The organism is Promicromonospora iranensis (genome assembly GCF_028994775.1).
Classification (GTDB): Bacteria; Actinomycetota; Actinomycetes; order Actinomycetales; family Cellulomonadaceae; genus Promicromonospora; species Promicromonospora iranensis_A.
The window spans coordinates 256,020-280,206 of the sequence record NZ_JAJQMN010000006.1 but is presented as its reverse complement, the minus strand read 5'-3'; the positions used below and the strand labels follow the sequence as shown (position 1 = coordinate 280,206).

General features: G+C 71.7%; 27 protein-coding genes. 22 read left to right on the top strand and 5 right to left on the bottom strand.

What is annotated here, in order from left to right; all coding sequences use genetic code 11:
- The first annotated feature begins 107 nt into the window (after window positions 1-107).
- From rpsP to dprA, 12 genes are all read left to right on the top strand, one after another.
- Entirely contained in the window at window positions 108-533 is a 426-nt protein-coding gene (gene rpsP / locus LUU90_RS13420; protein WP_275003925.1) for a 30S ribosomal protein S16, read from the top strand.
- Window positions 533-772, top strand: coding sequence for an RNA-binding protein (locus tag LUU90_RS13415; protein ID WP_116674482.1), 240 nt, complete (start codon window positions 533-535; stop codon window positions 770-772). Before rpsP ends, LUU90_RS13415 begins: the two co-directional genes overlap by 1 nt.
- 194 nt (window positions 773-966) lie before the next feature.
- Window positions 967-1,596: a ribosome maturation factor RimM gene (gene rimM / locus LUU90_RS13410; protein ID WP_275003924.1), complete on the top strand. Its 630-nt coding sequence runs from the start codon at window positions 967-969 to the stop codon at window positions 1,594-1,596.
- Window position 1,597: 1 nt separating this feature from the next.
- Window positions 1,598-2,389, top strand: coding sequence for a tRNA (guanosine(37)-N1)-methyltransferase TrmD (gene trmD, locus LUU90_RS13405; protein WP_275004048.1), 792 nt, complete (start codon window positions 1,598-1,600; stop codon window positions 2,387-2,389).
- Window positions 2,390-2,648: 259 nt separating this feature from the next.
- Entirely contained in the window at window positions 2,649-2,996 is a 348-nt protein-coding gene (rplS, locus tag LUU90_RS13400; RefSeq protein ID WP_274994083.1) for a 50S ribosomal protein L19, read from the top strand.
- A 217-nt stretch (window positions 2,997-3,213) separates the two neighbouring features.
- The gene (lepB, locus tag LUU90_RS13395) at window positions 3,214-3,981 is read left to right on the top strand and encodes a signal peptidase I (protein ID WP_275003923.1); all 768 of its coding nucleotides are present in this window, start codon (window positions 3,214-3,216) and stop codon (window positions 3,979-3,981) included.
- Window positions 3,982-4,674: a ribonuclease HII gene (locus LUU90_RS13390; protein ID WP_275003922.1), complete on the top strand. Its 693-nt coding sequence runs from the start codon at window positions 3,982-3,984 to the stop codon at window positions 4,672-4,674.
- Window positions 4,675-4,681: 7 nt separating this feature from the next.
- A complete protein-coding gene (locus LUU90_RS13385; RefSeq protein WP_274994087.1) occupies window positions 4,682-4,981 on the top strand; it encodes a DUF2469 domain-containing protein in 300 nt (99 codons plus the stop codon).
- Between the two features lie 128 nt (window positions 4,982-5,109).
- Complete coding sequence (locus LUU90_RS13380; RefSeq protein WP_275003921.1) at window positions 5,110-5,997, top strand: glycoside hydrolase family 16 protein; 888 nt, start codon at window positions 5,110-5,112, stop codon at window positions 5,995-5,997.
- A 195-nt stretch (window positions 5,998-6,192) separates the two neighbouring features.
- Window positions 6,193-6,636, top strand: a complete 444-nt coding sequence (locus tag LUU90_RS13375; RefSeq protein ID WP_275003920.1) for a YraN family protein — start codon at window positions 6,193-6,195, stop codon at window positions 6,634-6,636.
- Entirely contained in the window at window positions 6,636-8,183 is a 1,548-nt protein-coding gene (locus tag LUU90_RS13370; RefSeq protein WP_275003919.1) for a YifB family Mg chelatase-like AAA ATPase, read from the top strand. The genes LUU90_RS13375 and LUU90_RS13370 overlap by 1 nt, the downstream gene beginning before the upstream one ends.
- A complete protein-coding gene (dprA, locus tag LUU90_RS13365; protein ID WP_275003918.1) occupies window positions 8,176-9,528 on the top strand; it encodes a DNA-processing protein DprA in 1,353 nt (450 codons plus the stop codon). The genes LUU90_RS13370 and dprA overlap by 8 nt, the downstream gene beginning before the upstream one ends.
- Window positions 9,529-9,532: 4 nt before the next feature.
- Here dprA and LUU90_RS13360 read toward each other — a convergent pair whose 3' ends face one another.
- Window positions 9,533-10,489, bottom strand: a complete 957-nt coding sequence (locus LUU90_RS13360) for a quinone oxidoreductase family protein (protein WP_275003917.1) — start codon at window positions 10,487-10,489, stop codon at window positions 9,533-9,535.
- A 163-nt stretch (window positions 10,490-10,652) separates the two neighbouring features.
- Between LUU90_RS13360 and LUU90_RS13355 the strand changes: the two genes are divergently transcribed.
- Window positions 10,653-11,561 carry a tyrosine recombinase XerC gene (locus LUU90_RS13355; RefSeq protein WP_275004047.1) on the top strand — a complete coding sequence of 303 codons (909 nt, stop codon included), beginning with the start codon at window positions 10,653-10,655 and terminating at the stop codon, window positions 11,559-11,561.
- Window positions 11,562-11,580: 19 nt separating this feature from the next.
- Here LUU90_RS13355 and LUU90_RS13350 read toward each other — a convergent pair whose 3' ends face one another.
- Window positions 11,581-12,288 (bottom strand): M23 family metallopeptidase, encoded by a 708-nt coding sequence (locus LUU90_RS13350; RefSeq protein ID WP_275003916.1) that lies wholly within the window; start codon window positions 12,286-12,288, stop codon window positions 11,581-11,583.
- Window positions 12,289-12,811: 523 nt separating this feature from the next.
- Between LUU90_RS13350 and rpsB the strand changes: the two genes are divergently transcribed.
- From rpsB to LUU90_RS13315, 7 genes are all read left to right on the top strand, one after another.
- The gene (gene rpsB, locus LUU90_RS13345) at window positions 12,812-13,837 is read left to right on the top strand and encodes a 30S ribosomal protein S2 (RefSeq protein ID WP_275003915.1); all 1,026 of its coding nucleotides are present in this window, start codon (window positions 12,812-12,814) and stop codon (window positions 13,835-13,837) included.
- 105 nt (window positions 13,838-13,942) lie between these two features.
- Window positions 13,943-14,782: a translation elongation factor Ts gene (tsf, locus tag LUU90_RS13340; RefSeq protein ID WP_275003914.1), complete on the top strand. Its 840-nt coding sequence runs from the start codon at window positions 13,943-13,945 to the stop codon at window positions 14,780-14,782.
- A gap of 317 nt (window positions 14,783-15,099) precedes the next feature.
- Window positions 15,100-15,819: a UMP kinase gene (pyrH, locus tag LUU90_RS13335; RefSeq protein WP_275004046.1), complete on the top strand. Its 720-nt coding sequence runs from the start codon at window positions 15,100-15,102 to the stop codon at window positions 15,817-15,819.
- Between the two features lie 123 nt (window positions 15,820-15,942).
- Complete coding sequence (frr, locus tag LUU90_RS13330) at window positions 15,943-16,500, top strand: ribosome recycling factor (protein ID WP_274994100.1); 558 nt, start codon at window positions 15,943-15,945, stop codon at window positions 16,498-16,500.
- 50 nt (window positions 16,501-16,550) lie between these two features.
- Window positions 16,551-17,393, top strand: a complete 843-nt coding sequence (locus tag LUU90_RS13325; RefSeq protein ID WP_275003913.1) for a phosphatidate cytidylyltransferase — start codon at window positions 16,551-16,553, stop codon at window positions 17,391-17,393.
- 65 nt (window positions 17,394-17,458) lie between these two features.
- Window positions 17,459-18,553 carry a 23S rRNA (adenine(2503)-C(2))-methyltransferase RlmN gene (rlmN, locus tag LUU90_RS13320; protein ID WP_425596230.1) on the top strand — a complete coding sequence of 365 codons (1,095 nt, stop codon included), beginning with the start codon at window positions 17,459-17,461 and terminating at the stop codon, window positions 18,551-18,553.
- Between the two features lie 5 nt (window positions 18,554-18,558).
- A complete protein-coding gene (locus tag LUU90_RS13315; RefSeq protein ID WP_274994384.1) occupies window positions 18,559-19,101 on the top strand; it encodes a DivIVA domain-containing protein in 543 nt (180 codons plus the stop codon).
- A 143-nt stretch (window positions 19,102-19,244) separates the two neighbouring features.
- On the opposite strand, the gene LUU90_RS13310 is transcribed toward LUU90_RS13315, so the two are convergent.
- On the bottom strand, window positions 19,245-19,640 hold the full coding sequence (locus LUU90_RS13310) for a MerR family transcriptional regulator (RefSeq protein WP_275003911.1): 396 nt from the start codon (window positions 19,638-19,640) through the stop codon (window positions 19,245-19,247).
- Between the two features lie 58 nt (window positions 19,641-19,698).
- Here LUU90_RS13310 and LUU90_RS13305 point away from each other — a divergent pair, with 58 nt between their 5' ends.
- Window positions 19,699-20,994 carry an MFS transporter gene (locus LUU90_RS13305; RefSeq protein ID WP_275003910.1) on the top strand — a complete coding sequence of 432 codons (1,296 nt, stop codon included), beginning with the start codon at window positions 19,699-19,701 and terminating at the stop codon, window positions 20,992-20,994.
- A gap of 66 nt (window positions 20,995-21,060) precedes the next feature.
- Here the strand turns inward: LUU90_RS13305 and LUU90_RS13300 are convergent, their stop codons facing one another.
- Window positions 21,061-22,377 (bottom strand): hypothetical protein, encoded by a 1,317-nt coding sequence (locus LUU90_RS13300; protein WP_275003909.1) that lies wholly within the window; start codon window positions 22,375-22,377, stop codon window positions 21,061-21,063.
- Window positions 22,378-22,527: 150 nt separating this feature from the next.
- On the opposite strand from LUU90_RS13300, the gene LUU90_RS13295 reads away from it, so the two are divergent.
- Entirely contained in the window at window positions 22,528-22,800 is a 273-nt protein-coding gene (locus LUU90_RS13295; protein ID WP_275003908.1) for a hypothetical protein, read from the top strand.
- 83 nt (window positions 22,801-22,883) lie between these two features.
- On the opposite strand, the gene LUU90_RS13290 is transcribed toward LUU90_RS13295, so the two are convergent.
- Entirely contained in the window at window positions 22,884-24,167 is a 1,284-nt protein-coding gene (locus LUU90_RS13290; protein WP_275003907.1) for a DUF418 domain-containing protein, read from the bottom strand.
- Window positions 24,168-24,187 lie beyond the last annotated feature (20 nt).

The window sequence follows — 24,187 nt, the reverse complement described above, 5'->3', positions numbered from 1 at the left end:
CCCGGGCCCCTCTCACCCGGCCAGGCTGCGTCTCGGTCCCACCCACTGCTTCACCCCACGTCGCGGTGTTCGGGACCACCCCATCAGAAACCAGGAGAGACCACTTCGTGGCTGTCAAGATTCGTCTCAAGCGCCTCGGCAAGATCCGGGCCCCGTACTACCGTGTCGTCGTCATGGACTCGCGCGTCAAGCGCGACGGCCGTGCGATCGAGGAGATCGGCAAGTACCACCCGACCGAGGAGCCGTCGCTCATCGAGATCAAGTCGGAGCGCGCACAGTACTGGCTCGGTGTCGGCGCACAGCCGACCGAGCAGGTCGCCGCACTGCTCAAGGTGACCGGTGACTGGCAGAAGTTCAAGGGCCTGCCGGGTGCCGAGGGCACCCTGCGGGTTAAGGGCGAGAAGGCCGACGCGACTGCCGCGATCGAGGCCGTCAACGCCGACGCCGAGAAGGCCAAGGCCAAGGCCGCCGAGAAGGCTGCCGCCGCCAAGGCTGAGGCTCCGGCTGAGCCGGCCGAGGGCGACGAGGCCTGATGCTCTCGGAGGCCCTCGAGCACCTGGTGCGCGGCATCGTGGACAACCCGGAGGACGTTCGCGTCTCCGCGAAGACGCTGCGCCGTGGTGACCTGCTCGAGGTCCGCGTGCACCCCGACGACCTCGGCCGAGTCATCGGCCGGGGCGGTCGCACGGCTCGCGCGCTGCGCACCGTGATCGGTGCGCTTGCCGCAGAGGGCCCGGTGCGGGTCGACGTCGTGGACGTCGACCGGCGCTGAGCGCACGCCCGCTCTGCACGACGACGAGGCCCGGTCCGAACGTGGACCGGGCCTTGCTCGTTCCCGGTGGTCGCCGGGTGCCGCTGGTCGCCCGGCGCAGATCGGGCCGTATCGCTGGTCGGGCTGGATCGCAGGTCGGGCCGTACCTCTGGTCGAGCTTGTCGAGACCCCAACTTCATTCTTCGAGGAGACACATGCAGCTGACCGTCGCCCGCGTCAGCAAGGCGCACGGGCTCAAGGGCGAGGTAGCCCTCGACCTGCGCACGGACGATCCGGAGACCCGGCTCGCCATCGGTGAGCGGCTCGAGACGGTGCCGCCCGAAGCCGGTCCGCTGACCGTCACGCACTCGCGTGAGCACCAGGGCCGGTGGCTGGTCACCTTCGCCGAGATCACCGGCCGGACCGCTGCCGAGAAGCTGCGCGGCACCGAGCTCGTCGTCGAGGTGGACGTCTCCGACGAGGAGGACGCCTGGTACCCGCACGAGCTCGCGGGCCTGCGGGTCGAGCTCGAGGACGGCACCGTCATCGGCAAAGTCGTCTCCCTGGAGTACATGCCCGCGCACGAGGCGCTCCTCATCGAGGAGACCCTGCCCGACGGCGGTACCACCCGCACGCTGGTCCCGTTCGTCCTGGCGATCGTGCCGGTCGTCGACGTCGAGGGCGGTCGCGTCGTACTGACCCCGCCCGGCGGCCTGCTGGCGCGCGACGCCGACGCCGCGATCGTCGACCGTGCTGATGATGTCGACGCGGTCGACCGTGCTGATGATGTCGACGCCGTCGACCGTGCTGATGATGTCGACGCCGTCGACCGTGAAGACGGCTGACGTGCGCGTCGACGTCATCTCGATCTTTCCCGACTACCTGGCGGCGCTCGACCTGTCCCTCGTGGGCAAGGCGCGCCAGCGCGGCCTGCTCGACCTGCGGGTCCATGACCTGCGCGACTGGACCACCGACCGGCACCGCACGGTGGACGACACCCCGTTCGGCGGGGGAGCGGGCATGGTCATGCGCCCCGACGTGTGGGGCACCGCCCTCGACGAGGTCCTGGACGCCGGCACGGCGGACACGCACCTGATCGTGCCGACGCCGTCGGGCGAGGTGTTCACCCAGCGGCACGCCGAGAGGCTGGCGACCGCCGAGCAGCTCGTCTTCGCGTGCGGGCGGTACGAGGGCATCGATGCCCGTGTGGCCCAGCACTACCGGGACGCGGGCGTCACGGTGCACGAGCTGTCGATCGGCGACTACGTGCTCAACGGTGGTGAGGTCGCCTCGCTGGTCATGATCGAGGCGGTGGCGCGGCTGATCCCCGGCATGGTCGGTAACCCGGACTCGCTGGTGGAGGAGTCGCACGGGGCGGCCGGCCTGCTGGAGTACCCGGTGTACACGAAGCCGCCGTCCTGGGCGGACCTGGAGATCCCCGAGGTGCTCCTGTCGGGGCACCACGCGAAGATCGAGCGCTGGCGCCGGGACCGCGCGCTGGAGCGGACGGCGCGCCTGCGGCCGGACATGATCGCCGCTCTCGACGTGACGGGCCTGGACAAGCACGACCTGGCGCTGCTCGAAGAGCTCGGCTGGGCGCCCGACCCGGACGACGACGGGAAGCTGGCGCGCGGCTGAGCCCGCTCCGGGCCGGCACTGGGCCCGCGGCTGACGTCACACCTGCTCGGGGCGTCGGTCCCGGCGCTCGTGTGGCAGAATGAGCCGTCGGTGCGTCGCCGGTCAGGTCTCTGCCACAGGGGACGGCCGGGGCGGGCAACCGCCCCTGACCGGGTAATGCCGCACCTACCATCCTCACCCTTCCGGGACCCGCCGGCCAGCAGGCCGCGGCGGGGCCCACGATATTCGCGCCTGACCTGTGGCAGGCCCGGAGAGAACAATGCAGAAGCTCGACATGATCGACGCAGCCTCGCTGCGATCCGACATCCCGGAGTTCCGCGCCGGTGACACGGTCAAGGTCAACGTCAAGGTCGTCGAGGGCAACCGCTCTCGTATCCAGGCGTTCCAGGGCGTCGTGATCTCCCGCCACGGCGGCGGGATCGGCGAGACGTTCGCTGTCCGCAAGGTCAGCTTCGGTGTCGGCGTGGAGCGCAAGTTCCCGCTGCACGCGCCGTCGATCGAGTCCATCGAGGTCGTCAGCCGTGGCATCGTCCGCCGCGCGAAGCTCTACTACCTGCGCGACCTGCGCGGCAAGAAGGCGAAGATCCGCGAGAAGCGCGACAGCTGACGCGTCCAGCGCTTCAGCACGCACCAGGCACCGGCCGTCATCCTCAGCACCGAGGGTGGCGGCCGATGCCGTACGTGACCTGCGCCTGTGGGGATATCAGACGGGGGTCGTGTGCGCCCGCGAGACCATTTCGCCGCGGGCGCTCCGAGGTGACAGAGTTACCCTCGTGACGAGTTTTGACCGGGTGGCGCCGCCCACCCCTATCGATGGGACGCCCTTGAGCGCAGCAGAACCGTGGGGAAACAGCGGGGCGCATCGTCAGGGCGGAGCCGCGCACGGTCGTGAACCGCGCAAGCAGCAGTCCGGTTTTCTCGCGATGCTCCGGGAGATCGGGATCATCGTCGTCAGCGCGCTGATCCTGTCGTGGCTCATCAAGACGCTGCTGGTGCAGCCGTTCTACATTCCCAGCGCGTCCATGGAGGACACGCTGACGGAGGGCGACCGGGTGATGGCCTCCCGTCTGACGCCTGGCCCGTTCGACCTGGAGCACGGGGACATCGTCGTCTTCGTCGATCCGGGTGACTGGTTGCCGCCGTACCCGACGCCGGACCGCGGACCCGTGGGCAACGCGGCCGTGTCGTTCCTGACGACCGTGGGTCTCCTGCCGCAGGACACCGGTGACCATCTCATCAAGCGACTGGTCGGGCTGCCCGGTGACACCGTCGTGTGCTGCGACGCCGAGGGGCGCGTGTCGGTGAACGGCGCGCCCATCGAGGAGACGTACATCAAGCCCGGCTCGGAACCGAGCCAGGACCCGTTCGAGGTCACAGTGCCCGACGGCATGTTGTGGGTCATGGGTGACAACCGCCAGAACTCGCAGGACTCGCGTTACAACCGCGGCAAGCCGGGCGGTGGGTTCGTGCCCGTCGACAACGTCGTCGGTACCGCTTTCGCCACCGTGTGGCCCCTGGACCGTCTGGACTGGCACAGCAACCCGAGCGACGTCTTCGCCGGCGTCCCGGACGCGCCTCCCGCGGAGCAGTAGGTGGTCCGCACGGTGCCCACGCTGCGACACGAGAGGGCGCTCCTCGCCTCCGGCGCCCGCCTCGTCGCGGGCATGGACGAGGTGGGACGTGGGGCCCTGGCGGGCCCGGTCAGCGTGGGTGTCGTGGTGGTCGACGCCGCCACCCGCACCGGGCCGAAGGGCGTCGCCGACTCGAAGCTGCTGACGCCGGCCGCCCGTGAGGCCATCGCGCCCGCGGTGCGGCGCTGGGCGGTGGCCTGGGGAGTCGGCCACGCGGGGCCGGCCGAGATCGACGAGGTCGGGATCATCGCGGCGCTCCGGCTGGCCGGCCGGCGCGCGCTCGCCCAGGTGCGCCTGATGTGCGGCGACGTCGACGTCGTCGTCCTGGACGGCAAGCACGACTGGCTCTCCACACCGTTGCTCGACCTGTTCGCGGCGGCGGACGCGCCGGACGACGGCGTCCCCGACCCCGCGGTGCGGACGCTGATCAAGGCCGACATGACCTGCACGTCGGTGGCGGCCGCCAGCGTGCTGGCCAAGGTGGAGCGTGACGCGATCCTGGTCGAGCTGGCGCAGCGGCATCCGGAGTACGCCTGGGACCAGAACAAGGGCTACAGCGCGAAGGCCCACATGGACGCTCTCGGGCTCCACGGACCGACGCCGCAGCACCGCAGATCCTGGAACCTGCCCGGAACTGCGGCGTCGGTGGGATGATGTCGTCGTGAGCGCCGAAGACCTCGAGAACTACGAGACGGAGATGGAGCTCGCGCTCTATCGCGAGTACCGCGACGTGGTGGGCCTGTTCTCCTACGTGGTGGAGACCGAACGACGGTTCTACCTGGCCAACCAGGTGGACCTGCAGGTGCGGTCCGCAGCGGGCGAGGTGTACTTCGAGCTGCGGCTCGCCGATGCCTGGGTGTGGGACGTCTACCGCTCGGCACGCTTCGTGAAGTCGGTGCGCGTCGTGACGTTCAAGGACGTGAACGTCGAGGAGCTGTCGAAGGCGGAGCTCGCTCTCTGACGTCGTCCGTCTGACCCGTTCCCGCCCGGGTAAGGGATTCACCCACCATCCGGCTGATGCCTTGACGGTGCGCTCCCGGAGCGGGCAGCCTCGCAATTGGTAAATCTTGGTTACCAATGGAGGTAGAGATGCGTATCCCGGCGATCCTTGCGACGACGTCAGTAGCGGCCGTGCTGGTTGCCGGGACGGTGGTCCCGGCGGACGCCGCACCGACGGCGGAACTGTTCGACGACTTCAGCTACAGCGGTCCCGGCGACCCGCTCCTCGCCCAGCGCGGCTGGTACGTCCGTACCGGCGGTGGCGGCCCGGGTGTGCCGGGCGCGGTGTGGTCGAGGGACCACGTCTCGTTCCCCGCGGCCGACGGCGGCCAGGTGCTGGAGCTCAAGGCATCCACCGAAGGTGCCGCCGGCGCCACCGTGCAGTCGGAGGTCTCCCACCAGCGCAAGTTCGCCGAGGGCACCTATGCCGCCCGGGTACGTTTCGGGGATGCCCCGGTCAGCGGTCCGGACGGCGACGAGACCGTCCAGAGCTTCTTCACGATCACGCCGCTGGACGCGCCGATGGACCCGGACTACGGCGAGCTCGACTTCGAGTACCTGCCGAACGGCGGTTGGGGTGCGTCCGGCCCGACGCTGTTCATGACCACCTGGGAGACCTACCAGCCCGACCCGTGGGTCTCGGACAACGTCCATGACACGGTCTCGGCGAGCCTGGCCGGCTGGCACGACCTGGTGATCCAGGTCGCCGGCGGCCGGGTGACCTACTACCTGGACGGCACCGAGGTCGCCGACCACGGTGACAAGTACTACCCGGAGACGGCGATGGCGATCAGCTTCAACCACTGGTTCATCGCCGGTGGCCTGGTCGCGGACCCGACGCGACGCGACTACGTCGAGCAGGTCGACTACGTCTACTTCGCCGAGGACGAGGTCGTCCCGCCGGTCGAGGTGACCGCCCGGGTCCAGCAGTTCCGGGCCGAGTCGGTGAGCTGGACGGACACCGTTCCGGCCGGCTGAGCTGATCGAGGGCTCTGGGCCCCGCGCACGGGCGCGCCGAAAGTCGTCCCGGTTCGGCACCTACCCTCGTGGCGAGATCCCAAAGGTCGGAGCGCTACGCCGGACCTGTGGATCGTCGATCTGTGCACAGATGGGCCGCGGACGCTGTCGGACGGTCCACCTCCGTGACCAAGGTTGATCACGGAGGTGGACGCGATGGCGAAGAAGGACGGCGTGGGCCGGTACGGCGAGCGGGTAGCGCTGCAGCACGTGAGGGCACGCGGCTGGGAGGTGCTCGACACCAACTGGCGGGGCAAGGACGGGGAGCTCGACATCGTCGCGCTCGACGGCGACGTGCTCGTCGTGATCGAGGTCAAGACGCGGTCGGGCCACGGGTTCGGGCATCCTGCGGAGGCGGTCACACCGCGCAAGCTCGCACGGATCAAACGGCTGACGGGGCAGTGGCTCACCGTGTTCCGGGAGCGGCTCGCCGCGGCGCGGCTGCAGGAGGAGGCGCCCGAGGAGGCCGGGCAGGGCAGTGCGGTGCCGGTGCTGCCGGACGTGCGCACGCGCTTCGGTGCGGTCCGGATCGACGTGGTGGCGGTGACGCTGCAGCCCCAGGGGCGTGCGGTCGTCGAGCACCTCGAGTCGGTGGCCTGATGGGGACGGCGACCACGCGGGCTGTGTCGCTCGTGGGCCTGCAGGGGCACGTGGTGGAGGTGCAGGCCCACCTCGCGGCATCGGTCCCCGGGTTCACGCTGGTGGGGCTGCCCGACGCCGCCCTGAGCGAGTCCCGCGACCGGGTGCGGGCGGCGGTGACCAGCACGGGCCTGCAGTGGCCCGTCAAGAAGATCACCGTCAACCTGTCGCCGGCGTCGCTGCGCAAGCAGGGCAGCTCGTACGACCTGGCGATCGCGGTGGCGATCCTGGCCGGCGCCGAGGGGCCGTCGTCCGCCGGCCTGCGGCGGGAGGGTCTGGACCGGGTGGTCCACCTGGGCGAGCTGGGGCTCGACGGTCGGCTGCAGCCGGTGCGCGGGGTGCTGCCGGCCGTCGCGGCGGCGGTGGACGCGGGATACCGGGACGTCGTCGTGGCGGCCGGAGATCTCGACGAGGCGCGGCTGGTGCCGGGTGCGCGGGTGGTGGGCGCGGCGAGCCTGGCCGAGGTGGTGGCGCTCCACGGGGGATCGCCCGAGCTGGTGCGGGAGGTGGTGGTCGTGCAGCCGACCCGGCCGGCGCTGTCCCCGCGGCTGCCGGGCGACCTGGCGGACGTGCTGGGGCAGGAGCGGCCGCGCGCGGCCCTCGAGGTGGCTGCCGCGGGTGGTCACCATCTACTGCTCGTCGGGCCGCCAGGGGCAGGCAAAACGATGCTGGCGTCCCGCCTGCCGGGGATCCTCCCGGACCTCACCGACCGCGAGGCGGTCGAGGTCACGGCCGTGCACTCCGTGGCCGGCACGTTCGACCCGGGTGGCGGGCTGATCCGCCGCCCACCGTTCGAGGACCCGCACCACACGGCCACCGCGGCCGCCGTGGTGGGCGGTGGGTCCGGCATCCCGCGCCCCGGCGCGGTGTCGCGGGCGCACCGCGGGATCCTGTTCCTGGACGAGGCCCCGGAGTTCGGCGCGCGAGTCCTGGAGACGCTGCGGCAGCCGCTGGAGCAGGGCGAGCTCGTCATCCACCGGTCGGGCGGCGCGGCGCGCTACCCGGCCCGGTTCCAGCTCGTGCTGGCGGCCAACCCCTGCCCCTGCGGGCTCGCCGTGGGCAAGGGGCTGGAGTGCAGCTGCTCGCCCACGGTGCGGCGCCGCTATTTCGCCAGGCTGTCCGGTCCGCTGCTGGACCGCGTGGACGTGCAGGTCGAGGTGCAACCCGTCGACCGGGTCGAGCGGATGGAGGGTGGCTCCGAGCCGACGTCGGTGGTGGCTGCCCGGGTGCTCGCCGCACGGGAGGCAGCACGGGCCCGGCTGGCCGACACGCCGTGGTCCACCAACGCGGAGATGCCGGGGCGGTTCCTCCGTGACCTGCTCCGGCCGCATCCCGGCCTGCTCGGCCCGATCGAACGCGCGATGACCGACGGGCGGCTCAGCCTGCGCGGGGTCGACCGGGTGCTGCGGATGGCCTGGACCATCGCGGACCTCGCGGGGCGCACCGCGCCCACGGTGCCCGACGTCGGGAACGCGCTGCTGCTGCGCACCGGAGGCGACCATGGGTGAGTCGCTCTTCGACCTGCCTCGTTCGGGCCTCGGGTTCGACGTGGACGACCCGGTGCTGGCACGGGCCGCGTGGAGCCGGATCGCCGAGCCGGGGGACCCGGTGGCCGGTGCTCTGGTGGGCAACCTCGGCCCGGTCGGCGCGTTGGGCTGGCTGGTGGAGGCCGCCCGGTCCCCGGAGCGGGCGGGGGCGGCGCTCCGGCGGATCGGCGGTGGCCGGGCGCTGGACGACGTGCCGGGCCGCGGGCCGGCGACCGGCACCGGCAGCCGAGCCGATGCCCCCGGACGTCTCCTCGGGCCTGCTGCCCAGCGACCCGCCGCTGGGGCTCCTTCGGTCGGGGGGCCTGCCGCCGGAGGAGGGACGTCGGGCGCGCGAGCGGCAGGGCTCGTCGTGGCCGCTGTACGGCGCTGGGCGCCGCGCCTCGAACGGCTCGACCCCGAGGGTGAGCTCGCGGTGCTCGGCCGGTACGGCGGAACGTTCCTGGCCCCCGACGACCCGCGCTGGCCGGCGGCATTCGCCGACCTGGGTGCCGGCGCACCGCTGGCCCTGTGGGTGCGGGGCGATCCGGACCTGACCCGGTTGGCGGCGCGCTCGGTGTCGCTGGTCGGCTCCCGCGCCTGCACCGACTACGGCATCCGCGTGACGCGGACGCTGGCGTGCGGCCTGGCCGATCGCGGGTTCACCGTGGTCTCGGGCGGCGCCAGCGGCATCGACGCTGAGGCCCACCGGGGCGCGCTGGTGTCGGGGTCGCCGACCGTGGCCTTTCTCGCGGGCGGTGTCGACCGCCTCTACCCCGCGAGCAACACCGACCTGCTGCGGCGCACCATGGAGCGGGGCGCCGTGGTGAGCGAGGTGCCGCCGGGATCGGTGCCGGGCAAGCAGCGGTTCCTCAAGCGCAACCGGCTGATCGCATCACTCACGTCGGGCACGGTGGTGGTCGAGGCGTCCGTCCGGTCCGGCGCACTGTCCACGGCCAACCACGCGACCAACCTGCTGCGGCCGTTGGGTGCGGTGCCCGGTCCGGTCACCTCGATGGCGTCCGCCGGATGCCACGAGCTGCTGCGGCGCGGTGCCGCCGTGTGCGTCACCGACGCCGCGGAGGCTGCCGAACTGGTGGGCGACCTGGGCGAGAGCGCACCGGAACGCCGGGGTGAGAGCCGGCCCGGTGACGACCTCGATGCCGCGGGCAAGGCGGTGCTCGACGCGCTACCCGTACGGAAGGCGGCGCACGAACGCTCGATCGCCCGCGCGGCAGGACTTGCGCTCGGCGACACGACGGGCGCGCTGGGGCTGCTCGAACTCATGGGTCTCGCCGAGCAGAAGGACGGAGGCTGGCGCAGACGCTGATCGGTCAGCGCGTCGGGTCGAGCAGGAGCTTGCCGACGGTGCCGCGCGAGCGCAGTGCCTCGTGGGCGGCGCGCGCGTCGGACAGCGCGTACTCGCCGCCCGCGACGGCGCGGAGCTCGCCGGATTGCGTGAGGTCGAACAGCTCGGCCAGCGCGGTGCCGTAGAGGTCCCCGGGCAGCCGGAACACGTGGGGCAGCCACATGCCGGCGACGGTGGTGCTGTGGCCGAGGAGGTTGCGCAGGTCGACGGGCTTGGGCGGCTTGCGCCCCGCCATGCCGTAGAAGACCAGCCGGCCGAAGGGCGCGAGCGCCGCGACGCTCTGGTCGGTGGTGGTGCCGCCGACCATGTCGAGCACGATGTCGACGCGGCGCCCGTTGGCGTCGATCAGGGTCGCGGTCATGTCGTCCGCGCGGGAGTCGACAGCGACGTCCGCGCCGAGCTCGAGGGCCAGGGCGCGCTTCTCGTCGGTGCTCGCCGTCGCGATGACGCGGCCGGCGCCCCAGGCCTTGGCCAGCTGCACGGCTATCGTGCCGACACCGCCGGCCGCGGCGTGCACGACCACCGACTCACCGGGCTCGAGGTGGGCGTTCTTGCGCAGCAGGATCCAGGCGGTGGTGCCCTGCACCAGCATGGAGAGCGCGGTGAGGTCGTCGACGCCGTCGGGTACGGGGAAGGTCATGGCCTCGTCGGCGACGGCGCGCTCGGCGTATCCGCCGCCGCCGGTCAGCAGGGCGACGACCCGTCGGCCGTCCTGCGTGCGTCCCACGACCTCGCCGCCCGGGATGAACGGCAGCGTGGTCGGCGTCTGGTAGGAGTTCTCCACCTGGTGCGTATCGGCGTAGTTCAGGCCGATCCGCGCCACGTCGATCAGCACCTGTCCGGGCCCCGGTGTCGGTTCCGGCACCTCGACCCCCTTCAGCACCTCGGGCCCGCCGAACTCGGTCACCTGTACAGCACGCATCTTTGACGTCCTCCCTGTACTCGTCCGACCGTCATACTGGCAGAACCCGGTGGTTGCGGGCGAAAAATGGCGGCGCGCCTTCTTCGTCGTGCGGCGGGGGAGTTGCACACTGGCAAACGTGGACCTTACCGACCTGTCCGGCTTGCCTCGGCTGCCCGAGCAGATGTCTGATGCCGTGTCCCGGTTCGGCAGCTACCTCGACGCGCAGCGCGGCCACTCCGCCCACACGCGGCGCGCCTACGTGGCCGACGTGACCGACCTTCTCCGGTACGCGATGCGACACGGCACCACGCGGCTCGACGCCATCGATCTCACGCTGCTGCGCGGCTGGCTCGCGTCGCAGTCCGACCGCGGGCTCGCCCGCTCCACGCTGGCCCGCCGAGGCGCCTCGGCCCGCGCGTTCCTGCGCTGGGCGCACCGTTCGGGACTGGTGCCCGTCGACCCGTCGGCCCGCCTCGCGAGCCCGAAGGTGCCGCGCACCCTGCCCACCGTGCTCGACGTGGACGCGGCAGGCCGCCTGCTCGACAGCGCCCGGTCCGCGGCCGAGGAGGCGGACGAGGCGAACCAGCCGGCGGCCCTGCGCTCGTGGGTCGCCGCGGAACTGCTGTACGGCGCGGGTATCCGGGTGGGCGAGCTGGTGTCGGTCGACGTCGGGCACGTGGACTCCAGGGACCGGCTCGTACGGGTGCTCGGCAAGGGCGGCAAGGAGCGTGTGGTGCCGTTCGGCATCCCGGCGGCGCGTGCGGTGGAGGCCTGGCTGGCCGACGGCCGGCCGGTGCTGGCGACTGCTACGACCGGCGACGCCCTGCTCGTGGGCGAGCGCGGCGGCCGCTGGGGCCAGCGGCAGGTGCGCGAGGCCGTCCACCGCCTCGCGGCCCAGGCCGGGGTCGAGGACGTGGCGCCGCACGCGCTCCGGCACTCGGCCGCCACCCACCTGCTGCAGGGTGGGTCGGACCTGCGTGCCGTGCAGGAGGTGCTGGGCCACGCGAACCTCGCGACGACCCAGCGCTACACGCACGTGGACGCGGAGCGGCTACGCAGCGTCTACGCCCAGGCGTTCCCTCGCGCATGACGTACCCGTGCTGGGCGGCTCAGCGGTCGGGCAGGAGCACTATCGGCGGGCGGTCCAGGAGCGACAGCGGGTCGATGTAGCGTTCTCCCCGCCGTACGCCCCAGTGCACGCAGGACCGCGGAGCGCAGTGGTTCGGTGGCGTGCCGCCGCCCGAACCCCCGCCGGAACCGCTGCCCTCGACGACGCCGATCCTGGCCCCGGCGACCACGGCGGTCCCGACCGGCACCGTGGCGGACACCGGCTCCAGGCTGGTGCGCAGGCCGTCCGGGTGCGTGACCACCACGACGCCGCGCCGTGCCACCTGCCCGGCGAAGGTCACGACACCCGCCCCAGGGGACAGGACCTTGGAGCCGGCCGCGGCGATCAGGTCCACGCCGCGGTGCCCGGGCCCCCATTCCTGCTCGGGCGGATCGAACAGGCGCTCCACGCCCGCCGGCGGGTCCACCCCGGCGACGGGCGGCACGTACCCGGTGGGGTCCGGCGGGGAGCCGGGGCCGACATCCGCCCGGAGTGCGACGCCGAGTCCGGTCCGCAGCGCGACGTCCGGCACCGCCCGCAGAGTGGGGTCAGGCTCGGAACGCAGCGCGACGTCCGGCCCCGAGCGCAGCGCGGTGGCGGGTGCCGCCGCGGAGAGGGCCACCAGGGCGATCGCGAGCAACACGGCCAGGAGCGTCGTCGTGAGCCGCCCGCGGACGCGGCGGCGCAGGGGTACGGGAAGAGGTCTCATGCCGCGAGCATCACGCGGCGCCGGCGGCTCCGGGTGCCGTGGGTCCGCCCGCTGTGCACGGGCGCGTGCGGGCCTCGCCTGTGGTCGCGCTCGCCGCCTTCCGCCGCCGTCGCGAGGGGCTGCACGCCGCCCGCGGGAGCTTCCCGGACCAGGCCAGGACAGGGCTGCGGGGGGAGCGGGCGACGTCACAGTCGCCGGAGTCCGGCCGGGTCCTCGTTGCAAGGGCAGGTCGGGTAAACTTCCACCCGCGACCGGCATGCACTCCCGAACCGGCAGACGGACAGCCTGGCTGACCGTTGGCCAGGCAGGGTGAGCACCCGATCGACAACGCGCGTCACATCAAGTCACGTCCGGCAGCGGTCCGGCCCTCTGGGTCGGCGTCGGGCACGACGTGGCGCCAGGGGCACCGAAGCAATGCGGTGCCGATCCAACCCAACCGCGGCCCGGGCTGTCAGCCTTGGTGCCGCCTGAAATGCGTGCGGAGGACCCGAGTTGATCTCGGGCCGCACCGAAAGGACGTGTCATGGCCGTCGTGTCCATGCGCCAGCTCCTCGAGAGCGGTGTCCACTTCGGACACCAGACCCGCCGTTGGAACCCGAAGATGAAGCGGTTCATCTTCACGGAGCGCAACGGCATCTACATCGTCGACCTGCAGCAGTCGCTGCACTTCATCGACAACGCCTACGACTTCGTCAAGGAGACGGTCGCCCACGGCGGTTCGATCCTCTTCGTCGGCACCAAGAAGCAGGCCCAGGAGCCGGTTGCCGAGCAGGCCGCCCGCGTCGGGATGCCCTACGTGAACCACCGCTGGCTCGGTGGCATGCTCACGAACTTCACCACCGTGCACAAGCGCCTTCAGCGGATGAAGGAGCTCGAGGAGATCGACTTCGACGACGTGGCCGCCTCCGGCCTCACGAAGAAGGAGCTCCTGGTCCTGCGCCGCGAGAAGGACAAGCTCGCGCGCACGCTCGGCGGTATCCGTGACATGGCCAAGGTTCCCTCGGCCGTCTGGATCGTCGACACGAACAAGGAGCACCTCGCGGTGGACGAGGCCCGCAAGCTGGGCATCCCCGTCGTCGCGATCCTCGACACCAACTGCGACCCCGACATGGTCGACTACGCGATCCCGGGCAACGACGACGCGATCCGTTCCGTCACGCTGCTCACCCGCGTGATCGCGGACGCCGTCGCCGAGGGCCTCATGCAGCGCCACTCCGGTGGCAGCAAGACCGGTGCCGAGACCGAGGTCGCCGCTGAGCCCCTGGCCGAGTGGGAGCGCGAGCTCCTGGCCGGTTCCGAGGGCACCGTCGAGGCTCCGGCCGAGACGAGCGAGGGCACCGTCGCCGCGGCGTCCGCCGAGGCTGCTGAGGCCGCCACCCCGGCCGCTCCCGCCGAGGTCGTCGAGGCCGCAGAGGCAGTCGAGGCTGCTCCGGCCGCTGCTCCCGAGGTCACCGCACCCGCCGACGAGGCTCCGGCCGCCGCCCCCGAGGCGACCGAGGCCGCTGCCGCGGTTGCTCCCGAGGCCGCTGAGGCCGAGACCGAGAAGTGACGTGCGGCGCTGACCGGGTCCGGTTCGCCCGGACCCGGTCAGCGCGCCGTTCCTCGGGTCGTACGACCTCCCACGAACAACACGACTGCACGGAGGACCAGAACAATGGCGAACTACACCGCCGCTGACATCAAGGCGCTGCGTGAGCGGACCGGCGCCGGCATGCTCGACGTCAAGAAGGCACTGGACGCCGCCGACGGCGACGCCGAGAAGGCCATCGAGATCATCCGCACCAAGGGCCTCGCCCGCGCTGCCAAGCGTGAGGGCAACACCGCCTCCGAGGGCCTCGTGGCCGTCAAGGTCGAGGACACCGCGGCCGGCCAGGTGGCCACGATGATCGAGCTGAACGCCGAGACCGACTTCGTCGTGAAGAACGAGAAGTTCATCTCGCTGGCCGAGGCCGTCCTCGAGGCAGCGGCCGCCGCCGGTGCCTCGGACGAGGTTGCGGCCACCGCCGCCCCGTCCGCGGAGGGCACCGTCGCCGACCTCATCGCCGCTCAGGGCGCCACGCTGGGCGAGAAGATCGTCCTGCGCCGCGTCGCGCGGGTCGAGGGCCCCAAGGTCACGACGTACCTGCACAAGACGGCCAAGGACCTGCCGCCGTCGATCGGTGTCCTCGTCGTCACCGACGAGGCGGGCGCCTCGGTCGCCAAGGACATCGCGCAGCACGTCGCGGCGATGGCCCCGAAGTACCTCACGCGTGAGGACGTCCCGGCGGACGTCGTCGAGAAGGAGCGTGCGATCGCTCTGGAGACCTCGAAGAACGAGGGCAAGCCGGAGGCCGCACTGCCCAAGATTGTCGAGGGTCGCCTGAACGGCTTCTTCAAGGAGGTCGTGCTCGTCGACCAGCCGCTGGCCAAAGACCCGAAGACCACGGTCGGCAAGCACGTCGCCGCCGCGAACGGCTCCCTGACCGCGTTCGTGCGTTTCCGCGTCGGTTCCTGACGCAGTGTGGTCGGCCCGGTCCGCGCTTCGGCGCGGGCCGGGCCGACGCATACGCGGGTCGGCTCCCTCCACGGGCCGGCTCGCACACCGGGCTCCATCAGGAGCGCGGTGGGACTTCGATGCTTCTGATGCGGACTGGAGCCACACGGGCTCGAGAACGCGCCAGGGGTCTTGAGGTCGGCCCGGACCTCTGCCGCGCGCAGAGGTGTGTTGCCCGCGAGTCGGGCAGTATTCCGGGAGAGCCAGTTTCCCGGTAGTGACGACTGAAGGGTGACGGACCAGTGAGCGACGAGGCGACCCAGAACTTCGCGGTGGACATGGAGGGCAAGCCCGCCCGGCGTGTGCTCCTGAAGCTGTCGGGCGAGGCGTTCGGCGGCGGCAGTGTCGGGCTCGATGCCGACGTGGTCCGGCGCATCGCGAAGGAGATCGGCGTGGCGGTGCGCGACGGCGTGCAGGTCGCCATCGTCGTCGGCGGCGGGAACTTCTTCCGTGGCGCCGAGCTGAGCGTGGCCGGCATGGACCGGGCCCGTGCGGACTACATGGGCATGCTCGGCACGGTCATGAACTGCCTGGCCCTCCAGGACTTCCTGGAGCAGGCAGGCGTCAAGACCCGCGTGCAGACCGCCATCACCATGGGCCAGGTCGCCGAGCCGTACATCCCGCTGCGCGCGATCCGGCACATGGAGAAGGGTCGCGTCGTCATCTTCGGCGCCGGCGCCGGCATGCCGTACTTCTCCACCGACACCGTCTCGGTGCAGCGCGCGCTGGAGACGCACTGCGAGCAGGTGGTCATGGGGAAGAACGGCGTCGACGGCGTCTACGACTCCGACCCCCGCCGCAACCCCGACGCGAAGAAGCTCGACCACCTCACGTACACCGACGCTCTCGTGAACCGCCTGGGCGTCATGGACGACACGGCGCTGGCCATGTGCCGCGACAACAACGTCCAGATGCGCGTGTTCGGCATGGAGGGTGAGGGCAACGTCACCCGTGCGCTGGCCGGCGAGCCGATCGGCACTCTGATCACGTCACGCTGATCACCGCACGCCGAGCAGTGTGCGACCCGGCGAGTCCCGGTGAACGCGCGAACCTTTCGGTAGCCGGGCAAAGTGTCCGTAGAGTGGCCCCGGCACCACCCGTAGACGAATGAAGGAGCAGTGGTGATCGACGAGACCCTCCTCGAAGCCGAGGAAAAGATGGAGAAGGCGATCGAGGTCGCCAAGGAAGACTTCGCGGGTATCCGTACCGGTCGCGCCAACGCGGGGATGTTCAGCAAGATCACCGTCGACTACTACGGTGCGCCGACGCCGCTGCAGCAGCTGGCGTCGTTCAACATCCCGGATGCGCGCACCGTGATGGTCGCCCCGTTCGACAAGAGCTCGCTGCCGGCCGTCGAGAAGGCGCTGCGCGACTCCGACCTGGGCGTGAACCCCGCGACCGACGGCAACGTCGTCCGCGTCGTGCTGCCCTCCCTCACGCAGGAGCGTCGTCGCGACTACGTGAAGCTCGCCAAGACCAAGGCCGAGGAGGCGCGCGTCTCGGTGCGCAACATCCGACGCAAGGCCAAGGACGAGCTGGACCGCGTGGTCAAGGACGGCGAGGCCGGCGAGGACGAGGTCGCCCGCGCGGAGAAGGAGCTGGACAAGCTCACCAAGAGCCACGTCGAGGTCATCGACCAGCTGCTCTCCAGCAAGGAGAGCGAGCTGCTCGAGGTCTGATGTCCGCACCGCCTCGAGACAGAACAGAGCGAGACAATGCGCACACCGCCGTGAGCCCTGAGTCCGAGCCCGTACCGGCCCCGAAGCAGTCGCGTGCAGGCCGTAACCTTCCTGCCGCGATCCTGGTCGGCGTCGGCCTGCTCGGCGTCGTCGGTGCGTCGTTGTACTGGCGGCCGGAGCCGTTCGTCCTCTTCGTGGTCCTGCTGCTGTGGGCAGGGCTGTGGGAGCTGCGCCAGGCGTTCGCGCGCCGTGCCCTGCGCCTGCCGATGGTGCCCCTGTTCGTGGGGACCGCCGGCATGGTCGTCTCCGCGTACCGGGGCGGCGCGGAGGCGTTGTTCGTCGCCTTCATCCTGACGGTGGCGGCGGCGGTGGTCTGGCGTGCGCTCGACGGCTCCGGGCTCAGTGCCGTACGTGATTCCGCGGCGGCGGTCTTCGCGGCCGCCTACGTCCCGTTCCTGGCCGGTTTCGTCGTGCTCATGCTGGCGCAGCCCGACGGCGAGATCCGCGTGGTGCTGTTCGTCCTCCTGGCGGTCGCCAACGACACGGGCGGCTACATCGCGGGAGTCATGCTGGGCCGGCACCCGCTCGCGCCCACCGTGAGCCCGAAGAAGTCCTGGGAGGGCCTGGCCGGCTCGATCGTGCTCGCCACGGCGGTGGGCGTGCTCGGGGCGGTCTACGGGCTGGGCGAGAGCCCGCTCCTCGGGATCGCGCTCGGCGTCATGACCGCAATCACTGCGACTGTGGGCGATCTCGCGGAATCGCTGCTCAAGCGTGACCTAGAATTGAAGGACATGGGCTCATTGCTCCCGGGGCACGGGGGCGTGCTGGATCGCCTCGATTCGATGATTATCACAGCGCCCTTCGTCTATCTTGTGCTCTCGGTGGTTGCCTGATGAAAACTCCCCTCGCCCAGCCGACCGTCCGGCCTTCGGACGAGACCCCTGCTATTCCGCTCCAGATGGCGCCGAAGCGCCGCGGCAAGCCGCCGAAGCACTTCGCCGACCTCACTCCCGAGGAACGGGTCGCCTCCGTCGTCGAGGCGGGGGAGCCGGCGTTCCGGGCCAAGCAGCTCGCGACGCACTACTTCACGCACTACACGAGCGACCCGGCGAAGATGACCGACCTCCCGGCGAAGTCCCGGGACGCGCTCGCGACGACCATGTTCCCCGAGCTGATGCGGCCGACGCGCAAGCTCGAGGCGGACGGCGGCACCACGGTCAAGACGCTGTGGCACCTGTTCGACGAGGCCAAGGTCGAGTCGGTCCTGATGCGCTACCCGCAGCGCACCACGCTCTGCGTCTCGAGCCAGGCGGGCTGCGGCATGGCCTGCCCGTTCTGCGCCACGGGCCAGCTCGGCCTGACGCGCAACCTCTCGACGGCGGAGATCCTGGAGCAGGTCCGCGCGGCGTTCCGCTCGCTGGCCGAGGGCGAGATCCCCGGCGGCGTCACCCGGCTGAACAACCTGGTGTTCATGGGCATGGGTGAGCCGCTCGCGAACTACAAGGCAGTGATCGAGACGGTGCGGGCGCTGGTGGCGCCCCAGCCCGAGGGCTTCGGCATGTCGGCCCGCAACATCACCGTCTCGACGGTGGGCCTGGTCCCGGCGATGCAGAAGCTCACCAAGGAGGGCATCCCGGTGACGCTCGCGCTCTCGCTGCACGCGCCCGACGACGACCTGCGCTCCGAGCTGGTGCCGATCAACACGCGGTGGAGCGTCGACGAGACCCTCGACACCGCGCGGAACTACTTCGAGGTGACCGGCCGTCGCGTGTCCATCGAGTACGCGCTGATCAAGGACATGAACGACCACGGCTGGCGGGCCGACCTGCTGGGCGAGAAGCTCAACGCGCGCGGGCGCGGCTGGGTGCACGTGAACCCGATCCCGCTCAATCCGACGCCGGGCTCGATCTGGACCGCGAGCGACCGCGAGGTCGAGGACGAGTTTGTGGCACGATTGCGCGGTCACGGGATCCCGACCACGATCCGTGATACCCGCGGGAGCGATATCGACGGGGCCTGCGGGCAGCTTGCGGCTGAGGAGGACGACGAGTGAGTGGGATGTTCAACAGCGTTCCCGCGCTGCGTACCGGGTACGACAAGGACGAGGTCGACGAGTTCTTCGAGCACGCGCGGCAGGCGTACGAGGGACGCACCGCGGATCGGCTGACCAGTGCCGACATCCAGGCGTCCACGTTCGACCTGACCCGTGGTGGGTACAACACCCACGAGGTCGACGCGGCGCTCGACCGGCTCGAAGCAGCGTTCATCGCCCGGCAGCGCGCGGAGTACGCGGCGGCGCACGGCCAGCAGGCCTGGATGAACGCGCTCGCCGAGCGTGCGCGCTCGCTGTACGGGCGGCTGGGCCGGCCCGACGGCGAGAAGTTCGCGCCTGCCGACCGCGGCTCACAGGGTTACGACAAGGACGACGTCGACGACCTGTGCGACCGGCTCATCGGGTACTTCGACCGTCAGGAGCCGCTGACGGCCGGCGACATCCGGTCCGCCACCTTCGGGCGCGCCCGCGGCGCGGACGCCTACGATGAGGCCTCGGTGGACGCGTTCCTGAGCCGCGCGGTGGAGGTCCTGCTCGGCGTCGAGTGACCCCACGCCGAGGTAGGACCGTGGCGAGGTAGAACAGTGGCGAGATACAACTGTGGCCGAGGTGCTGATCAGCACCTCGGCCACAGTTCTGCTCCGGCATGGCTGCTCCGGCATGGCTGCTCCGGCATGGAAGACGGGGCGGGTCAGACGGCGACCGCGGGCTCTTCTGCCTCACGCAGCAGCACCTCGTGCTGCGTCGCCGTCAGGAAGTCGCGGATCGAGTCCCGGCTCCGGGTGAGGCAGTCGATGCGCGCCTGGACGCCGACCAGCTCTGTCGCGAGCTGTTCGGCCACCTCGCGGGGGCATGTCGGTTCGTCCCGGGCCGCGGAGTCCTCCGTGTCGAGCAGCACCTTGACCAGTCGCGTCGGGATGCCGGCCTGGACCAGGCCCGCCACGCGGGACACGCGCTCGACGTGGGCCTCGGTGTAGGTCCGGTAGCCGTTGGGCGCACGGTCCGCCTCGAGCAGGTCCTGCTGCTCGTAGTAGCGGATCAGGCGGGGTGTGACACCGGTTCGCGCGGCCAGCTCACCGATCTTCATGGGTGCCTCCGAGCAGGTCTTGACATTGACATCAGTGTCAAACTCTAGCGTTGCCGACATGGAGACAACAGGCATTACCCCAGCCCAGCCGGTCGCCGTCGAACCGCCGCGGAGCGGGCACCCCTCGGCGCCGGCCGCCGACGTGCTGCCCTGGCCCTCCCTGCTCGTGCTGGGAGCCGGGACGCTTCTCATGGTCACCGCCGAGATGCTGCCGACGGCGGTGCTCGAGCAGATGAGCACCGGCCTGGGCGTCGCCGAGTCGAGCACCGGCATGCTGGTCTCGCTGTGGGCCGCGGTGGTCGTGGTGCTCAGCTTCCCGCTGGTCCGGCTGACACGTGGCCGCGACCGCCGTGCGGTGATCGCCGGTGGGCTGGCCGTCCTCGCCCTCTCGTCGGCCCTCACGGCCCTCGCCCCGACGTTCCAGCTCGCCGTGGGCGCGCGGATCCTCGGCGCGTCCGCCGTCGGGCTGCTGTGGGCCACCACCAACGCGCACGTCGCCGACCTGGTCCCCGACCGTCTGCTCGGACGCGCTGTCGCCGTGGTGCTGGGCGGGGCGACGCTGGGGATGGTGGTGGGCACGCCGCTGGCCCGGCTGATCGCCGACGCCGCGGGGTGGCGGGCCGCCTTCTGGGCCCTCGCGGTCCTCGGCGTGCTGGGTGCCGTCGCGGTGCGGCTGGTCGTCGCCCGTGCGGCAGCTCCGGCAGCCCCGGCACCCGGGGCGGCTGCGGACGCCTCGACGGGAGGAGGCCCGACGGCGGGCGGTTCGGCGTCGGCGTCGGGCGGCCCGACGAGCGTGAACCGGCGTGGCATGGGGCTGCTGCTGACGGTGACGGCGCTCGTGGCGCTGGTCCTGGTGGGCCACTACGGGGCGTACACCTACATCACCCGCCTCACGGAGGTACCTGCCGACGCGCTGCCGGGCGGGATGAGCGCGCTGCTGCTGGTGTTCGGGCTGGCCTCCGCGGTGGGCGTCGCGCTGGCCGGCAGGCTCAGCGACCGGACCGGGCCCGCGCTCGTCGTCAGCGTGGCCGCCACCGCGCTCACCGTGCTCGCACTCGGCGTCGTCGACACCAACCCTGCGGTGGGGATCGCTGTGGTCGTGGCGTGGGGCGTCGTATCGGGCGGCATGCCGCCCTTCGCCCAGACACTCATCCTGCGGCTGGCCGGGCCCGAGCGGCGCTCGTTCGCGGGTGCGCTGATCCCGGTGCTGTTCAACGGCGGTATCGCCGTCGGCGCCGCGTTGGCGTCGTGGGTCGTGGCCGGCGCGGGCGTGACGGCGCTGCCGCTGCTCGGTGCGGTGGTGGTCGGTGTGGCCGCGGCAGGGCTGGCGCTGTCGCTCCGCCGCGCGCCGTGACGTGGACGGGGTGGTGCTCCGGCGCGACGTGCGCGGGAGCACCACCCCGTTCCCTGCGTCCCCGGGTCAGCAGGCGGGGGCCACCGGGCCGGACGAGCCGGTGTTGACGTAGGCGTCCGAGATCCAGTTGCCCGGCCCGATCCGGTTCCACAGGTCGGTGGTGCCGTAGGTCCCGGTCACCGTCGTACCGCGTGCGGTGCACTCGATCACCACGTTCGCGTGGTTGCCTGCCTGCCCGACGGCGGCCCTACCGGTGCCGGGACCGGAACGCACGGTGAGCGGACCGCCGCTGGTGCGGACGATCCCCTTCGGGCCGGAGCCGGTCCAGAGGTAGGTCACGGTGGTCCAGGCGTTGTCGGTCAGCCCGACGCCGTCCCAGAAGGTGCCGTCCCCGAGGTCGATCCCGGCGGGGTTGGCGACCCGGCGGCCGAACCCGTCGAGCCCACCGTTGTAGCTGTCCTGGTAGGCGGCCTGCGCCTGCGGGCGGCCCTGGGGCAGGTCGGCCCAGGACTGGCGCGTCGCGGGGTCGTTCCAGTAGTCGTCGGTGGTGTTCCACGGCCCGACGTCCCAGACCGGGGCGTACGCGCAGCGGCCGGTGCTCTCGGCGCAGACCCGCACCGAGTAGCTCCCCGAGTTGTTCGAGGACAGTCCGCGCCGGGACGGCAGCGCGACGAAGTGGTCCCGGGGCGTGATGACGTGCCCGTTGGCGGTGGTGCCGCCCACCAGCCCTTCGCGGGTGGCGAAGACGCGGTGGGTGTCGGCGGCGGCCGTCGGCGCCGCCTCCACCTCCGCCTCCTGCAGCGACCGCGACCGGGCGGCCTGGGGCGTGAGTGTCACCTCCCGCACGGCCGGGCTCGTGCTGTCCTCGCCGACGAGCGTGACGCGTGCCTGGACCGTCTCGGACGGCGCGGGGAGCGGGGAACCGGCGGGCACCCACTCCGTCCACGAGTCGGGGCCCTGGACGGCGAGGCGGCCGCGGACGTCGACCAGCACGAAGGTGCCGGCCGGTGCGGTGGCGTCGACGTCGGCGGCGACGACGCTCGCGGGGGAGCCGAGGTCGGTCGGCTCGGCGACCAGCTGGCCGGACGCCTCCTGGTGCACGCCGGAGGCGGTGCCCGCGCCGCTGCCCCCGTCGTCCACCGTGGAGCTGCCGCCGGTACCGGCGGGGTCCAGGCGGAGCGCGCCGTCGACGTGACGCACCCCGGCGTCGTCGGCGGTGCGGGCGGCGAGGTCGACGGACCAGACCTGCGTGACGGGGCCGGCCCCCGGCCCGGTGCTGGGAGCTACCGCCGCGACCGCGGTGCCCGAGGCGATCACGAGGGCGCAGGTCGTGGCGGCGAGCAGCGCGGCACGATGCCGGGTCTTGCGTACCTGGGTCAGCATGTGCTGAATCTATGCGTCGTGCTATTTCACCCGCGAGGGGAAGAGGGTGAAATCTCAGGACTCCGTTGCTCGGCAGGGTGCTCGGGCAGCACGCCTCGTGGTGCATGATCAGGGAGCACCCCAGCCGCTGTGACGAGCAAGGAGAACCACGTGTCCGAGTTCCTGGCCGACAAGCCCGGCAAGTACGACCTCGACGGCGACGGCATCGCCGACGTCGAGGTGGCAGACACCGACGGCGACGGCGTGGTGGACGCCCAGTTCGAGGACTACGACGCCGACGGCGTCCCCGACGTCGAGCTGCACGACACCAACGGTGACGGGCGGCCCGACGTCGTCGTGGAGACCGCCGGTGGCACGCGGACGATCTCCGTGGACACCGACGGTGACGGCGAGGACGACGCCGTGGACTCGTTCCCGGCCTGAGCCTGCGGGCCGGCCCACGGCTTGAGCCTGCGGGCCGGCCCACGGCTTGAGCCTGCGGGCCGGCCCGCGGCCCCTACCGCGGGCTAAGCCTTGACCGGTGCCTGCGCCGGCCGGCCGTAGACGAGCCGGCGCAGCAGCACCTCGGCCGGGCCGCGCCGCCCCGTGCGCTCCTGCCAGACGGCGAACACCACGGTGAGCCCCCACACGACCACCGCGAACAGCAGCATGCTCCACGAGGTGAGGTGCTCCCCGAGCCCGAACCCCCAGGCGGCGAGGATCGGCGCGCACAGCACCGACTGCAGCAGGTAGGACGTCAGCGACCGCTTGCCGACCGCCTGGACCGCGCCGACGAAGGGGCCGTCCGTGTCGAGCAGGTTCCGCGACGGCGCACCCGTGCGGCGCTGCGCGACCCGGTGGCCCAGCAGGCCGAACAGGGCGACGTAGCCGAGTCCGCCGAAGAAGCCGGTCAGGAACTGCACCGGGTAGAAGACCCATGCGGCATGGTCCGGTACGTCGATGAAGCCGACGTGGTCGAACGCGGACGGCAGCGGCCCCAGCCAGCCGATCGTGATGCCGACCACGGCGACCCGCCGCAGCAGCGGCAGGTGCTCGCCCGGGTTCTCCAGGATGCGGCGCCGGCCGGCCCAGAACGCGAGCAGGAGCATCATCGGGACCACCAGGACGAGCAGCCCCTGGAGCACCGTGCCGAGCGACCAGTAGCCGAGGCGTTCGACGATCGAGTCGAGGTAGGACGTCTGCGCCATGGACGCGGTGTCGGGGGCGAAGCCGGCCGCGATGTTCTGCGCCTCCGGGTGGTCCGCGGGCAGCTGGGCCAGGAACCACGCGCCGACCACCGCGAACGCCGTGCCGATCGCCAGCAGGCCGCCGAACACCCACGTCCAGACGATGAGGGTGACGTCCTTGGCCCGGAAGAAGAGCCACACCATGATCAGGCCGGCGAGCCCGTAGGCACCCAGCACGTCGCCCATCCAGAGCAGCGCGGCGTGCACGAACCCGAAGACGAGCAGCCAGACGTTCCGCTTCTGCAGGAGCCTGCGGGCCGCCTTCTCGGAGGTGCCGGAGGACACCTGCCGGTTGTAGAGCTGCATCATGCCGTAGCCGAACAGGAACGCGAACATCGGGTAGGTCCGCAGGTCCACGACGGTGATGATGAGAAAGTCGGCCACCTTGTCGACGACCGAGCCGTCGATCGGGTGCGACGCACCGGGGTTCATCTCCCGGCCCCACAGGTAGTAGGGCGTGTTCGCGATGGCGATCAGCAGCAGCATGAAGCCGCGCGCGAGGTCGGGCGCGGGCGAACGCTCGGAGGCCTGGACAGGACCCCTGGTCAGGGCGGTGGTGGGCATGGGTCCATCTCAGCAGGCCG

What these genes read in the sequence shown, in the direction of transcription:
- LUU90_RS13415 (WP_116674482.1), top strand. Translation starts at nt 533, where the DNA reads ATGCTCTCGGAGGCCCTCGAGCACCTGGTGCGCGGCATCGTGGACAAC.
- LUU90_RS13300 (WP_275003909.1), bottom strand. Translation starts at nt 22,377, where the DNA reads ATGCTGACCCAGGTACGCAAGACCCGGCATCGTGCCGCGCTGCTCGCC.
- LUU90_RS13305 (WP_275003910.1), top strand. Translation starts at nt 19,699, where the DNA reads ATGGAGACAACAGGCATTACCCCAGCCCAGCCGGTCGCCGTCGAACCG.
- LUU90_RS13375 (WP_275003920.1), top strand. Translation starts at nt 6,193, where the DNA reads ATGGCGAAGAAGGACGGCGTGGGCCGGTACGGCGAGCGGGTAGCGCTG.
- dprA (WP_275003918.1), top strand. Translation starts at nt 8,176, where the DNA reads ATGGGTGAGTCGCTCTTCGACCTGCCTCGTTCGGGCCTCGGGTTCGAC.
- rimM (WP_275003924.1), top strand. Translation starts at nt 967, where the DNA reads ATGCAGCTGACCGTCGCCCGCGTCAGCAAGGCGCACGGGCTCAAGGGC.
- LUU90_RS13290 (WP_275003907.1), bottom strand. Translation starts at nt 24,167, where the DNA reads ATGCCCACCACCGCCCTGACCAGGGGTCCTGTCCAGGCCTCCGAGCGT.
- tsf (WP_275003914.1), top strand. Translation starts at nt 13,943, where the DNA reads ATGGCGAACTACACCGCCGCTGACATCAAGGCGCTGCGTGAGCGGACC.
- rpsB (WP_275003915.1), top strand. Translation starts at nt 12,812, where the DNA reads ATGGCCGTCGTGTCCATGCGCCAGCTCCTCGAGAGCGGTGTCCACTTC.
- pyrH (WP_275004046.1), top strand. Translation starts at nt 15,100, where the DNA reads ATGGAGGGCAAGCCCGCCCGGCGTGTGCTCCTGAAGCTGTCGGGCGAG.
- LUU90_RS13360 (WP_275003917.1), bottom strand. Translation starts at nt 10,489, where the DNA reads ATGCGTGCTGTACAGGTGACCGAGTTCGGCGGGCCCGAGGTGCTGAAG.
- LUU90_RS13310 (WP_275003911.1), bottom strand. Translation starts at nt 19,640, where the DNA reads ATGAAGATCGGTGAGCTGGCCGCGCGAACCGGTGTCACACCCCGCCTG.
- LUU90_RS13315 (WP_274994384.1), top strand. Translation starts at nt 18,559, where the DNA reads ATGTTCAACAGCGTTCCCGCGCTGCGTACCGGGTACGACAAGGACGAG.
- rlmN (WP_425596230.1), top strand. Translation starts at nt 17,459, where the DNA reads ATGGCGCCGAAGCGCCGCGGCAAGCCGCCGAAGCACTTCGCCGACCTC.
- LUU90_RS13370 (WP_275003919.1), top strand. Translation starts at nt 6,636, where the DNA reads ATGGGGACGGCGACCACGCGGGCTGTGTCGCTCGTGGGCCTGCAGGGG.
- rplS (WP_274994083.1), top strand. Translation starts at nt 2,649, where the DNA reads ATGCAGAAGCTCGACATGATCGACGCAGCCTCGCTGCGATCCGACATC.
- LUU90_RS13355 (WP_275004047.1), top strand. Translation starts at nt 10,653, where the DNA reads ATGTCTGATGCCGTGTCCCGGTTCGGCAGCTACCTCGACGCGCAGCGC.
- LUU90_RS13350 (WP_275003916.1), bottom strand. Translation starts at nt 12,288, where the DNA reads ATGAGACCTCTTCCCGTACCCCTGCGCCGCCGCGTCCGCGGGCGGCTC.
- LUU90_RS13380 (WP_275003921.1), top strand. Translation starts at nt 5,110, where the DNA reads ATGCGTATCCCGGCGATCCTTGCGACGACGTCAGTAGCGGCCGTGCTG.